The sequence below is a fragment of the Pedobacter sp. AK017 genome, assembly GCF_014200825.1.
Taxonomy (GTDB): Bacteria; Bacteroidota; Bacteroidia; order Sphingobacteriales; family Sphingobacteriaceae; genus Pedobacter; species Pedobacter heparinus.
The window spans coordinates 77245-91948 of sequence record NZ_JACHCW010000013.1; the positions used below are offsets into that span (position 1 = coordinate 77245).

Annotated in this window: 8 protein-coding genes; 6 read left to right on the forward strand and 2 right to left on the reverse strand. The window is 42.6% G+C overall.

Annotated elements, in window-relative coordinates:
* Positions 1 to 112: 112 nt before the first annotated feature.
* On the reverse strand, positions 113 to 2083 hold the full coding sequence (locus HDC92_RS18155; protein ID WP_183876564.1) for an ATP-binding protein: 1971 nt from the start codon (positions 2081 to 2083) through the stop codon (positions 113 to 115).
* Between the two features lie 329 nt (positions 2084 to 2412).
* On the opposite strand from HDC92_RS18155, the gene HDC92_RS18160 reads away from it, so the two are divergent.
* From HDC92_RS18160 to HDC92_RS18185, 6 genes are all read left to right on the forward strand, one after another.
* On the forward strand, positions 2413 to 3642 hold the full coding sequence (locus HDC92_RS18160) for an exo-beta-N-acetylmuramidase NamZ domain-containing protein (protein WP_015809341.1): 1230 nt from the start codon (positions 2413 to 2415) through the stop codon (positions 3640 to 3642).
* Between the two features lie 122 nt (positions 3643 to 3764).
* Positions 3765 to 4172 carry a lipocalin family protein gene (locus tag HDC92_RS18165; protein WP_183876565.1) on the forward strand — a complete coding sequence of 136 codons (408 nt, stop codon included), beginning with the start codon at positions 3765 to 3767 and terminating at the stop codon, positions 4170 to 4172.
* A gap of 67 nt (positions 4173 to 4239) precedes the next feature.
* The gene (locus HDC92_RS18170) at positions 4240 to 5487 is read left to right on the forward strand and encodes a chloride channel protein (RefSeq protein WP_183876566.1); all 1248 of its coding nucleotides are present in this window, start codon (positions 4240 to 4242) and stop codon (positions 5485 to 5487) included.
* 88 nt (positions 5488 to 5575) lie between these two features.
* Entirely contained in the window at positions 5576 to 8386 is a 2811-nt protein-coding gene (gene leuS, locus HDC92_RS18175) for a leucine--tRNA ligase (RefSeq protein ID WP_183876567.1), read from the forward strand.
* A gap of 178 nt (positions 8387 to 8564) precedes the next feature.
* Entirely contained in the window at positions 8565 to 10517 is a 1953-nt protein-coding gene (locus tag HDC92_RS18180) for an LTA synthase family protein (RefSeq protein ID WP_183876568.1), read from the forward strand.
* 78 nt (positions 10518 to 10595) lie between these two features.
* Positions 10596 to 13034, forward strand: a complete 2439-nt coding sequence (locus tag HDC92_RS18185) for a TonB-dependent receptor domain-containing protein (RefSeq protein WP_183876569.1) — start codon at positions 10596 to 10598, stop codon at positions 13032 to 13034.
* Between the two features lie 4 nt (positions 13035 to 13038).
* Here HDC92_RS18185 and HDC92_RS18190 read toward each other — a convergent pair whose 3' ends face one another.
* Positions 13039 to 14700, reverse strand: coding sequence for an ABC transporter substrate-binding protein (locus HDC92_RS18190; RefSeq protein ID WP_317618102.1), 1662 nt, complete (start codon positions 14698 to 14700; stop codon positions 13039 to 13041).
* Positions 14701 to 14704 lie beyond the last annotated feature (4 nt).

Consider the following 14704-nt stretch of genomic DNA (forward strand, 5'->3'; position numbering starts at 1 on the left):
CACATGTCGTTCAGGTCTCTTTCTGTTTCTTGAATAAAGAAGTAAGCTACTTTTGAATCGCTTCTTGTCTTCTATTTACATGCTTTTTTAAGTTCCCATCAATGTTGCTATATCATATTAAAACACCCCGGTTCTTAGCTACATTGTATAACACTTCAAACATTCTTTCGGGTGAAAAAGGTTTATTCAGAATGTCAAAAATATGCATTTTAGCCAGCTTCAATTTCACCTCTGTCATAATATCGGCAGTAAAAATAACAATGTGTATTCCGGGGTACTGCTGCTGTATAAGATCCGCCAAAGCATAACCATCAATTTCGGGCATATGCAGGTCCAGCAAGGCCACATCATACTGGTTGTCATTTAACAACGCAAGGGCTTCCTTTCCATTATAAGCACAGTCTGGTACGCTGCCGAAGTATTCCAGCTGGTTTTTAGCCACCATTACATTAATTGGGTTGTCTTCGACAAATAAAATGCGCAAACCTTTTAACCTACCTTCGTATACCGTAATTTCAGGCCCAGGCCTGAAAGTCCCTGGCGAATTCTCGTCAGTAGCTAAATCAAAATTCAGTTCAAAATAAAATTCTGTTCCTTGGCCGGCTGTACTTTTAAGCAAAATGCGCCCATCGTGTAGTTCCACCAATTTCTGGGTAATTGCCAAACCTAAACCTGTTCCCGTATGTTTACGGTGCACATCCTGTTGTACTTGCTTAAAGCTTTCAAAAATGGTTTCATGTAACTCCTCCGGAATACCCATTCCGGTATCTTTTACAGAAAAATGTACATTAGCTTTGTTAGCTGTCAATGCCACAAGGCTCAATGTAATGGTCACCGCTCCACTTTCTGTAAATTTAATAGCATTGCTGATCAGGTTGTTCAAAATCTGCCCAAGCCTTACCGGATCGGCAATCAGTCTTTGTGGAATATCATCATCAATAAAGCTTTTCACCACAATGCCTTTAGCCTCGGCCAGCGATTTAAACTGATTTTTGATATTCCTTACCAGCTCAAAAATGTTCACTTCTGCCAAAACCAGTTCCAGCTTATCACTTTCTATTTTGGTAAGGTCCAGGATATCATTAATGAGCTGCAGCAGATGGTCGGCCGAAAAGATCAGGCTACGCACATACTCTTCCTGGTCCATGGTATGTTTAAGTTTCAACAAATTGGCAATACCAATAATTCCATTTAAAGGTGTGCGGATTTCATGACTCATTACCGAAAGAAAATCCGTTTTTGCCTTTGCCGAATGTTCGGCAATATCCTTTGCCCGAAGTAGTTCCAATTCAATCTCCTTCTTTTGGGTAATGTCTGTAATGGCTCCTCTTAACACCACCACCTTATTGTCTGCTACAATGGGTGTACCAACGGCCCTAACCCATTTTCTTACACCAGCAGGCGTACATAGTCTGAGTTCAAGATCGTAAGGTATTTGCTTTTCAATCGCCTCTTTTACTTGTTGTTCCATTATCTGGGCATAACCTTCTTCGTAGCGCGAAAGTACGCCTTCAAAAGTAGGAACAAAAGTCTGCTCATCAACGCCATTAATTTCATAAACCTGCTTTGTCCAGAACACTTCTCCTGTCAGTAAATTAAATTCCCAGCCACCCGTGGTACTCAATTCCTGACTCACATCCAGAATCAGGTTGCTGCGCTCCAGGTTTTGTTTGATTTCCTGAAACGCCAGTTCGCTTTGGGTGCGATCTGTGATGTCCTCTAAAAAACCGATGTAGTAGGAAATAACACCATAGTCATCAAAAATAAATTTCGCGTTCACTTTAAGCTGGCGTAGTCCTTCAGAAGGATGATGAATCCGATAAACAAAATCGAATATTTCTTTTCCTTCCGCCATCACATCCTTTAACAGATTGTTTATAAGCACAATGTCATCCTCATAAACGATGCTCATCCAACCTTTCCCAAGCGATTCCTCCACACTTAATCCTGAGATATTTTCCCATTGCCGGTTTAGAAACAAACAATTACCTACTGTATCAGCCTGAAAAGCACCCATCGGACTAATTTCCAGGATCTTCTGTATTTCTGCTAATTTTTTATCTGCAATGCTTGTATTATTCATGAAATGCTACATTAGGGATGTATTTCGTTAAATTACCAATATAATTACAGCTATGCAAAAAAACATGCCTTACTTGTAAATGAATAAATTGAATAAATAACACCGATTTTCGGGCCATAGTGTTCCTGTCGCTTTGAGAATCGTATTTAAATATCACGTTCAATATTTTAATTGGTAATGTAACTAATCCCACAGAAGGAAGAAATGCTGAACCTGCTTGTCACCCAAGCTATATGATACTTTGGTTAAATTTACTAATTTAGACCCTGCGGTTTGGAGGCATCCTGCATAGTACTAATTGATAATATAGAAATTTAACCCTTCTAAAAATGATGAAATTTACTTCCTTACTTTTTTTAACGCTTCTGGCGATCAGCAACATCAAATCTACCGCACAAATTGCATCGTCAAAGCAAGGTACATCCAAAAAGTCGGGAATTGTCACAGGTGCCGACCAGACTGAAAAATATTTGCCTTATCTAAAAGGAAAACGAATTGGCCTGGTTGCAAATCAGAGTTCCATTATCGGCAAAAAAAGCAGCGTAGATAGTTTAAAGAGCCTTGGAATTAAAATTGTAAAAGTGTTTGGACCTGAACATGGTTTTAGGGGCAATGCCAGTAATGGAGCCGTGGTAAACAACGAGATAGATGCGAAAACCGGCATTCCTATCATCTCTTTATACGGCAAAAACGAGAAGCCAACAAAAGAACAGCTGGCGGATATCGACCTTATGGTTTTTGATATTCAGGATGTGGGCTGTCGCTATTATACCAATATCAATACACTTGAGTATGTGATGGAAGCCTGTGCAGAAAACAACAAAGAACTGCTGATTCTTGACAGACCTAATCCTAATGCATATGTAGTAGACGGCCCGGTAATGACTGATGATAAATTTAAATCTGCCATAGGGATTCATTATACACCCATGACGCATGGCATGACTATCGGTGAGTTTGCACAATACCTTAACGGCGAGGGATACCTGAAAGAAAGATGCAGCATAAAGATTATAAAAGTTGCCAACTATAACCATGACATGTCTTATGTATTACCCATACATCCTTCACCAAATTTAAATACCCAGCAGGCTGTAATGCTTTTCCCGAGCTTATGTATGTTTGAGGGAACAGCGATCAATGAAGGCCGGGGAACTTATATGCCATTTACTATATTGGGAGCACCTGCATTGAAAGGCAAGTATTCATTTTCCTACAAACCGGTAAGTATTCCCGGAATGAGTGAGCGGCCAAATCACAAAGACTCCGTTTGCTATGGCCTTGACCTTCGCAATTATGATATCAGCAAGCTTCGGAAGAGCCGCCAGATTAATTTATCGTGGTTAATTGAATTGTACAATGCTTATCCGGATAAAGCCCGCTTTTTTGGTCAGGAAAGAGCCAGTACAGGTGTATCTCCCTTTGATCTGCGCATAGGTACCGATCAATTAAGAAAACAGATCATAGCCGGAGTATCGGAAGCTGACATCAGAAAAAGCTGGGAGCCTGGATTGCAGAAGTTTAAGGCTATACGGGCGAAGTATCTCCTATATCCGTAATTGTTGTGGGTAGATTTTGTGTAACATTTTTGTACCAAAACATTTTTTTTCCGTTACAGTTCTAATTAACTACGGTTAAAAAAGTTTTAAACCGGAATGAAATAACCCTAAATCTTATCCCTATGAGAAAACAAATTACTTTCGCGCTTACTTTATTATTGATTGTTACCGGCATCAGCGCCTGCCAGAAAGATGAAGATACCAGCAATAAGAAAAATATGACCGGCAAGTGGCAGGTGGCCAAAATTGAGACCAGTGTTGCCGGGGCCGAACTGGTCACCTATACCGGTGTTTCATCAGATTACTTAGAGTTTCGTAACAATGAAGAGGACGAAGTAGTGGTAAACCTGAAAGGCAATAACTACATCGGAACTTATGCCGTGCTGCAAGGAACCGGCTTAAACATTAGTTACGGTGGCAAATTGTATACCGCACAGGTGAATACCCTTACCGCCAATAAACTGGAATTTACTGCCAACGTAGAGGGTGCAACTGTAAAAACTACAGAAAAATACTACCTGACCAGATAACGGGCTGGTTGCTTTAAAATCTTTTATATTTGCCATGAGCCATTTAACCCGTGGTATGATATAATTTATGGCTAAAACAACAGTTAAGGCTTCTTTTATTGCTTATGGTTTTAAATGGCTGGTTTTAATCCTGATTGTTGGGGTGGCTGCAGGCACATTATCGGCCCTGTTTCTGGCGGCTTTAAACCTGGTTACCATTTTCAGGGACAACCATACCTGGATGCTGTATCTGTTACCTTTTGCGGGTCTGGTTATCGGGTTTGTATACCACCATAAGGGAAAAGAGGTGGAAAGAGGAAATAACATCATATTTGATACGGTACACAACCCTGCAGCTATAATCCCTTTTAAAATGGTGCCGTTGGTGCTGACCGGAACAGTGGTTACCCATCTGTTTGGCGGATCTGCAGGCAGAGAGGGCACGGCCTTACAAATGGCCGCAGCTACCGCCGATCAGCTGCACAAGCCTTTTAAATTGAATGCTGCCGAAAGGACCATTTTACTGATTGCAGGTTTAAGTGCGGGTTTTGCCTCGGTTTTTGGAACTCCCCTGGCCGGAATTGTTTTTGGGATAGAAGTGCTGTTGCTTGGAAAAATACCTGTAAAAGCAATTTTGCCGGCAATAGCCACAGCTTTTATCGGGGCTTATGTTACTGAACTCTGGGGTGTAGGCCATACGCATTACAGTATAGCGCTTATATTGCCCTTAACGTTCAGGGGCATTGCCTACAGCGTGATCGCCGGTCTGGCATTCGGACTGGCCGCCATTGCTTTTGTAAAGCTGACAGAAGGTTTTTCACATGGGTTTAAAAAGATCAGTTACCCGCCTTTACGACCTTTTGCGGGTGGAGTGCTGGTGTTGCTGCTTTTTTTACTGCCCGGCACCTATAAATTTGCAGGCCTTGGCATTCCTGCAATACTGGACTCCTTCAATACAGCAAGCCAGGGTTCTGATTTTGCCTTAAAAATCCTGTTCACGGCCATCACCCTGGGTTCGGGTTTTAAAGGTGGCGAGGTTACCCCGCTCTTTTTTATTGGTGCCACTTTGGGGAGTGCCTTATCTGTATTTCTTCCACTCCCTGTCGGCCTGCTTGCCGGAATGGGCTTTGTAGCTGTTTTTGCCGGTGCAGCTAAAACACCGCTGGCCTGTTGCCTAATGGCCATGGAACTGTTTGGTCTTTCCTGCGGCATATATGTAGCCATTGCCTGTACCGTTTCCTTTTTTATTTCGGGCAGGCACAGCATTTACAATGCACCGGAAAACAAGACGCCCAGACATTTCCTGTTTGGTAAAATCAGGAACCTCTTTTTCTGAAGGCAGCCTGCAAAGGCTTATTTTGTAAAACCGTTTCGCTAACAACCTTTATTTCTTTATTTTCGCGCTACAAAAAGGAACAGCAATAATGGATTACCAATTTAAAGAGATAGAACAAAAGTGGCAGAAATTCTGGGCGCAGCATAAAACATTTAAGGCAGCTGATGCCAGTAATAAACCTAAGTTTTATGTATTGGATATGTTTCCTTACCCCTCAGGGGCCGGGTTACATGTTGGTCATCCGCTGGGATATATTGCCTCCGATATCTTTTCAAGGTATAAAAGGTTAAAGGGCTTTAATGTGCTGCATCCCATGGGTTATGATTCTTTTGGGTTGCCGGCCGAACAGTATGCAATACAGACCGGGCAGCATCCTGCATTAACAACTGAAGCCAATATCAATACTTACCGTAAACAGCTGGATGGGCTTGGATTTTCTTTCGACTGGAGCAGGGAAGTGCGTACCAGTGATCCGGAATATTATAAATGGACACAGTGGATTTTTATGCAATTGTTTAACTCCTGGTATAACCTGGAAACGGACAGGGCAGAAGATATAACCACGCTGATAGAAAAATTTAATGCCTCGGGCAGTGCCGACGTAAAAGCTGTTTGTGATGAAGACACAAAGACCTTTATGCCGAGCGACTGGGCTGTTATGACTGATGAGGAAAAACAGGAAGAACTGTTAAAATACCGACTCACTTATTTAAAGGAAAGCACTGTAAACTGGTGTGCTGCATTGGGTACAGTGCTGGCCAATGACGAAGTAAAAGATGGTTTTTCTGAGCGTGGAGGGCATCCGGTAGAACAGAAAAAGATGATGCAATGGAGCATGCGGATCTCTGCTTATGCAGAGCGTTTGCTGCAGGGTTTAAATACGATAGACTGGCCTGAGCCGGTTAAAGAGATGCAGCGCAACTGGATAGGTAAAAGTATCGGTGCCGCTGTGAAGTTTAAAATTGAAGCTGCAGTCAGCAAAGCATTGCCTGCTGGTGTAGATGCCATTGAAGTTTTTACTACCCGCGTAGATACCATTTTCGGAGTTTCGTACCTGGTACTGGCGCCTGAACATGAGCTGGTGGCGGCCTTAACTACGCCCGGACAACTTGATGCGGTGAACAGTTATATCGCCCAGACCAAAAAGAAATCTGAACTGGACCGTATGGCCGATACCAAAACCGTATCGGGTGCTTTTACAGGAAGTTATGTGATTAACCCGGTAAGCGGTGAGCGCATCCAGCTGTGGATTGCCGATTATGTGCTTGCTGGTTATGGAACCGGTGCGGTAATGGGTGTGCCGAGCGGCGACCAGCGCGACTGGTTGTTTGCTACGCATTTTAACCTGCCAATTGTGCAGATCCTGGATGCACAACAGGATATTGAGCATCAGGCCGATGCTACTAAAGACGGAAAATACATCAATTCCGGTTTCATTAACGGAATGAATTATACGGAGGCTACGGCTACTTTAAATGCCTGGCTGGAAGAGCAGGGGCAAGGTAAAGCGAAAATAAATTACCGCATGCGCGACGCGATATTTGGTCGCCAGCGCTATTGGGGCGAGCCAATCCCGGTATATTTTAAAGATGGCCTGCCCTATTTAATTAAAGCAGAAGAACTGCCTTTATTGCTGCCCGAAATTGATAAGTATTTGCCTACAGAGACAGGCGAGCCACCATTGGGCAGAGCCGAGGATTGGAAATATGAGGATGAATACGAGTACGAGCTGAGCACCATGCCCGGCTGGGCTGGATCCAGCTGGTATTGGTACCGTTATATGGATGCAAAAAATGATTCGGATTTTGCTTCAGCAGAAGCCATTAAATACTGGAAGGATGTCGACCTGTATATCGGCGGAGCTGAACATGCTACAGGCCACCTGCTGTACAGTCGTTTCTGGAACAAGTTTTTAAAAGATCTGGGCTACGTGCAGGAAGAAGAGCCTTTCAAAAAGCTGATTAACCAGGGTATGATCCAGGGCAGGAGCAACTTTGTATACCGGGTAATTGATGAAGAGGGAAGGGGTACAAATAAGCTGGTTTCCTATGGCTTAAGAAAAGATTATAAAACATCGGCATTGCATGTAGATGTGAATATTGTAGACAATGAGGTCCTGAACATTGAGCAGTTTAAGCTGTTCAGACCCGAATTTGCAGATGCAGAATTTATTTTGGAGAATGGCAGATACATCTGTGGTGTTGAAGTAGAGAAGATGTCCAAATCCAAGTTTAACGTGGTAAACCCTGATGTGCTGATAGAGAGTTACGGTGCTGATACCTTACGCATGTATGAAATGTTTCTGGGGCCGCTTGAACAGAGCAAACCATGGAATACCAATGGCATTGAAGGGGTATTTAAATTCCTGCGTAAGTTTTGGCGCCTGTTCCATAATGAAGCATGGACATTTCATGTAAACGATTCGGTGCCCTCTAAAGCGGAACTAAAAGCCCTGCACAAAATCATTAAAAAGGTGCAGGATGATGTTGAAAGGTTCTCTTTCAATACCTCTGTTTCCAGCTTTATGATTGCAGTGAACGAGCTGACTGATCTGAAATGTAAAAACCGTCAGGTGCTGGAAGACCTGGTGGTGGTACTTTCACCTTATGCACCACATATATGTGAAGAGCTTTGGATGTTGCTGGGCAATGAGGCTGGCAGCTTGTCCTATACACCATATCCAACCTTTAATCCGGCTTACCTGGTTGAAGATGAGTTCAGTTACCCTGTTTCGGTAAATGGTAAAACCCGTTTAAACCTGAGCATGAGCCTTACTTTAGAGGCTAAAGAAGTAGAAGAAACCGTTTTGGCCAATGAAGATGTGCAGAAATATCTGGAAGGTAAGGCACCTAAAAAAGTAATTGTAGTGAAGGGCAGGATTGTCAATATTGTGATCTAAGAGCGCAGCTTTCAGCGTTTTTTTGATTAAACAGCGCACCTGGTTCAGCAAATATAACTGGCCCGGGTTCTTTATTTCCGGGTTTTCTAAGTAAAAACAGTTTTGTCAGAAAAAAATGACTAAGTTCAGTATTTAAACAGAATTGAAGCTTACATTTGCAGGCTTAAATTAACCAGATATGCTGAACAAATTATTTAAAGGCAGGTATAGCAGCTTGTTCTCTTTTCTACTTGTCTTTATTTTTAGCTCTTTCCTGATCAGGACTGTATTGCTCTTTATCTCAATTGGAAAAGCAGATTTTACTATTTTAGGCGTAATTCAGATTTACCTGCTGGGCTTTGTTTATGACCTGGCTGTAGGTTTGTTTTTAACAGGCTTGTATAACCTGTACCTGCTTTTTCTGCCACGTAAATGGGCCAATTCCATAGCAAATAAGGTCCTTACTTATGCGGGGCTTTTTATCATCTTGCTCATTTCTTTCTTTTCTTTTTTTGCCGAACTTACTTTTTGGCAGGAATTTGAGAGCAGGTTTAACTTTATTGCTGTAGATTACCTCATTTACACTACCGAAGTAATCAATAACATCATTGAATCGTATCCTTTGCCATTACTGATCAGCGGGATATTGCTGCTGGTGGTATTGGTGTTCTGGTTGTTTACCAAAAAGAAGGTCTTCCGGTATACCTTTCAGTCGGCCATGCCATTTAAACAAAGAATAGCAATATCTGGTGTTTTATTGCTGGCAACCATCATTTATCCGCTGGTGCTCAGCAATTCTTTTGCAGAATCTGGTACCAATCGTTACCAGAACGAGCTTTCAAAAGCAGGTATCTACTCCATTTTTGCAGCCTTTAAAAACAATGAACTTAATTATAAGGATTTTTATGCCTTGCTTCCTGACGATAAAGCTTTTGCCCTGATGCGAAAACAGCTGCAGGATCGGCACAGTGCATTTGTCAGTACAGGCCATTCGATAAAAAGAACAGTTAAGAGTGACAAACCCTTGTATAAACCCAATGTGATCATGATTACGGTGGAGAGCTTGAGTGCAGATTTTCTTGGGCATTTTGGCAATACACAGCATTTAACCCCGGTACTGGATTCGCTGTCGCAACACAACCTGGTATTTAACAATATGTTTGCAACGGGCACCCGTACCGTAAGGGGAATGGAAGCCCTCTCGCTTGCTATTCCTCCAACACCGGGAAGCAGTATTGTAAGGCGAAGTAAAAATGAAAACCTGTGTACTGTTGGTTATATTTTTCAACAGGCAGGTTATACCCGGACTTTCTATTATGGTGGCGATGGTTATTTCGATAACATGAATGAGTATTTTGGCAGTAATGGTTTTGACATTACCGACAGGGGCAGGAACATTAAGGTAGGCGAGAGTTACCTGACCAAAAGGACCATCATTCAGGATAAACAGGTAACCTTTGAAAATGCATGGGGAATATGTGATGGCGATCTATTTGATGCCGTGATAAGGGGTGCCGACCAAGATTACCAGAATGGTAAGCCTTTCTACAATTTTGTAATGACCACCTCTAACCACAGACCTTTTACCTTTCCTGATGGTAAAATTGAGGCCAAAGTGAAGAACAGGGAGGCCGCAGTGCGGTATACAGATTTTGCTATAGGCGACTTTTTGAAAAAGATGCAGAAGAAAGCCTGGTTTAAAAATACAGTGGTGATTATTGTGGCCGACCATTGTGCGGCCAGTGCGGGAAAAAATGAGATCGACATCAGTAAATATCACATTCCCTGTATTGTACTGAACCTGCCGGTAAAAGGTAAAGTAGCAATTGATCAGCTTTGCTCGCAGATAGACCTGTACCCCACTTTGTTCGACCTGCTGGGCTGGAATTACGAGAGTAACCTGTATGGTCAGAATGTTTTAGAACCAGGCTACCAGCCCCGTGCTGTATTAGGTACCTACCAACAGCTGGGATATTTAAAGCAGGACAGCCTGGTTATATTGGGGCCACAGCAAAAAACCGAGACCTTTATTTATCACCGGGAGAACAATGAACAGGTACCCAATCCATTGTCCAGAACGGTTATTGAGCAGGCCATGGCCAATTATCAAACGGCTTACGACCTGTTTAAAAACGGTGGCCTGCACCAGTAAGTGTTTGGATAGTTTCCCATTATAATGAATTTTCGGATGAGCTGTAACAATCTTTATCTTTCGTCAACTAATTGTAGTATGAAAACTTATAAGAAACCAATCATTTTACTATTTATATTTTTAGCAACTGCTTTTAATGCCAGCGCGCAATTTTCACTGGGCGGCGGTACAACATCTACGGTTACCGGTCGCATTACGGCTATAATCATGGATTCTCTGACTAAAAAGCCTGTCGACTATGCCAGTATTTCCCTGATTAAGGTGAAGGACAATAAATCTGTTAACGGTGGAGTTACCGATGCGAAAGGAAAGGTAGTATTGCAAAATGTTGTACCCGACGAATATAAACTGACGGTCGGCTTTATGGGCTATAAGACCAGGACGTTGAATGTGAAAACCACGCCAGAAAAACCAGACCACAATACAGGGATAATTTACATCAGCCCTATTGCAGGTAATTTAAAGGAAGTAGAGATTACAGGGCAGAAAGCACTGATAGAAAATAAAGTAGACAAACTGGTCTATAATGCCGAGCAGGACATTACCAATGCCGGCGGCGATGCGACCGATGTGATGCGCAAAGTTCCAATGCTTTCGGTTGATATTAACGGGAATGTGCAGCTGAGGGGAAGTTCCGTGCGGGTACTGATCAATGGTAAGCCATCGGGAACTATGGCCAATAGTGTGGCCGATGCGCTAAAAATGATCCCTGCAGAGCAGATCAAAAGTGTAGAGGTGATTACCAGCCCCTCTGCGAAATACGATGCTGAAGGTTCGGGTGGGATCATCAACATCATTACCAAAAAGAAAACCGCCGAAGGAGTTAGCGGAAGTATAAATACTACCGTAGGTACGCGTTCCAATAATGGAAACTTTAGTTTGAATGCCAAAACCGGGCGTTTATCCGTAAATGGAAATCTGGGGTTAAACCAGGCCTACCCGCAAAATTCAAAGGTGGTTACTTTTAACAGTGCCACTATAGATGGGGTTACCAATACGGTATTACAGGATGGTTATTCCAAATGGTCGAGGGTAGGTTACAATGGGAGCTTTGGCCTGGATTATGATGTGAATGCCTATAACAACTTCAGTACCACGGTAAAAATGAACCGTTTCTCTAATGGAGGGCCCGGCAGTTCAGACATCCTGAGAAATGGCATTGCTTCTACCAATTTCAGGGATATGGACATGAGTTTTAATAACCTTGACTGGAACGTAGACTACCGTAAAACAAGTAAAAAAGAAGGAGAAGAGTTTAGCGTATCTGCACAATTGTCGACCGGTCGCAATGGTAGTGATTTTACCAACAGATTTACCAGCGCAGGGATTCCTGATGTGGTGATACTTGGCCATAACACAGGTAAAAACAATGAGTATACCCTTCAAACCGATTATACCTATCCTTTTAGCAAAACAACTACTCTTGAAACAGGCTTAAAAGGGATCTTCAGGAACATCATCAGCGATTATGACCAGTCGGCACAGGATTTTGATTATGACCAGAATGTGGCTGCGGCTTACGGGGTGATGGGTTTTAAACTGAGCAAGAAAATTACGGTTAAGGCCGGCTTAAGGGCAGAATATACCAAAATAGGTGGACTGGCAGGTAATACGTTTAATTTTGACAACGATTATTTTAACCTGTTTCCTAGTATGGTGATCTCGCAGACCTTAAAAGCTATGACCACCCTGAAGCTGAGTTATAACCGTAGGGTGCAAAGACCCAGCCTGTTTTATCTGAATCCCTTCAGAAATGAAAGTGATGTGTTTAACCCTATGGAAGGAAACCCGAAGCTGTCGCCCGAACTTTCGGATAACATAGAGCTGGGTTATTCCACTTTTATAAAAGGTTCTGTAATTAACGTTTCGATGTTTTACCGCAATACACAGAATGTAATAGAAAGTGCCATAAGGCCAATTGTTGACAATGGCATAAGTAAAAACCTGACTACCTATATCAATGTGGGTACCAGTCAGTCTTACGGTTTTAACGTATTCGGTTCTTATAACCCTAAACCGAAATGGACCTTAATGGCCAACCTGGGGCTAAACACCTACGAAATTAACAATGCAGAGAACAATATAAATACCGGTACCTTTTTAAATTATACTGCTTTTGCCCGTTCTGCTTATGCGCTGCCTGGTGGCTGGAGCACCGAGCTATGGGGTGTGCTGAATGCACCAAAACGGACCTTCCAGGGAAAAACCGATATGATGTATTTTTATGGAGGAGCGGTTAAAAAGGAAATCCTGAAGAAAAAAGCTACGATAGGATTAAATGTGCTGAACCCGATTAACCGCGATCTGAACATCAAAACTACCAATACCACCGCCAATGCTATCCAGCGCACCGATATCCATTATCCTTTGCGTTCCTTTGGGTTGAACTTCAGTTATAATTTTGGAAAAATAAACTACAATGCCCAGTCTAAAAAGAAAAAGGGGATCAACAACGACGACCTTAAGAAAGACGAGCAGCAGGGTGCTGGGCAAATGGGTGGTGGCGGACTAAAATAACCGCTTAATTTTCCTTCCTGACAGTCTTCAATATCATCAGGTTTAACGCATTCATCTGCAGGCCACTGATATTGTTCTGTGTCATCACAAGCGATTGATCGTAGAGTATCGGCACTACGTTGGCATATTCTACGATCATTCTATCCATTTTCTGATACAGCAGGTAACGCTTTTGGTTGTCGCTTTCGTAATAGCTCTGTTCAAAAAGACGGTCAAACTCATCGTTAAAATAACCTGTATAATTGGGGCCGTTCGGTACTTTGTTCCTGTAATAGAACATGGCCAGGTAGTTCTCGCCATCCGGATAATCGGCAATCCAGGAGCCCCTGAAAAAGTTTACCCCATTTTTTGAGATCAGGTCGCGCAGACTGGCACTTGGGCTTACATCAACCTTTACATTGATGCCTATGGCACTTAGCTCCCCCTGAATAAATTCGATCAGGTCTTTATAAGTGGTAGAAGTGCTGAGGGTAATCTGCGGCATACCCTTTCCGTTCGGGAAACCAGCTTCGGCCAGTAGGCGGGCTGCTTTTTGCGGTTCGTAATGGTAACCTTTAACCGCTGTACTGTCAAAACCAGGCATGCCATGCGGGATAAATCCAGAGGTGGCCGGCATGCCGATGCTGTTCCTTAAATATTTGATCAGCTTGGGTTTATCAATCGCATAATTAATGGCCTGTCTTACCTTTTTATATTTTAAGGGCGAATTTTTAGCAATGGCCTTCGAGGTGTCTACCAGGATACCTACGTATTCTGTGCACAGATAAGGGCCTTTTCTGAGCTTGAATTTGCCTTTGTACTTACTGGTCATTTTTCCGCTTTTGGTTAAAATATCGTCCCGGTAGCTGCCATCAACCTTATCAAAATAATCCAGGTCCTTTTTAATGAAATTCATGAAGGCACTCTGCTTGTCGCTAATAAAAGTAACTTTTACCGCATCCAGGTAGGGCAATTGCCGGTCGCCTTCTTTTTCCCAGTAATGTTCGTTTTTTAACATCACCAGTATCTCATCCTCTTTCCAGTACTTGAATTTAAACGGACCCGTGCCTATAGGGTGACTACGGAAATCCTTACCATAATGCTCTACAATTTCTTTCGGAACCACTGAGCAGTACTGCGTAGTGAGCAGGTTCATAAAAGCAGGAAAAGGCTTCATGAGTTTTACCTGGAAAGTCGTGTCATTTACCGCAATAAAGCTATTGATGTCTTTTACCTTATCGCTGAAGATCCATCCCCCGGATGAAGCCACTTTTGGGTCTATAAGCCTGTAAAAGCTGTATCTGAAATCTGCTGCAACAGCTTTACGGCCTTTGCCACCCGGAAAAATCGGGTCGTCATGAAAATAAACATCATTGCGGAGGTGAAAGGTGTAGGTTAAGCCGTCTTTCGAAATTTCCCATGTTTTAGCAATACAGGGCAAGGTATTTAAGGAACTGTCAATCTGTACCAGTCCGTTAAAAATCTGGTTGATCATCCAGATGGCATTCTGGTTGCGCGCAAAAGCGGGATCAAGGGATGTTACATTTTGATCAAGGTTCATGCTAAAAACCTTTTTTTCTGCATTGGAAGATTGGTTTTTACATGCTGCAAAAGTTAAAATGAGCAGCAAAGAAAAAATATTGCTTAGAATACGGCGCATCAGTTCAGGAATAGTAATTTTGTACAAAGTA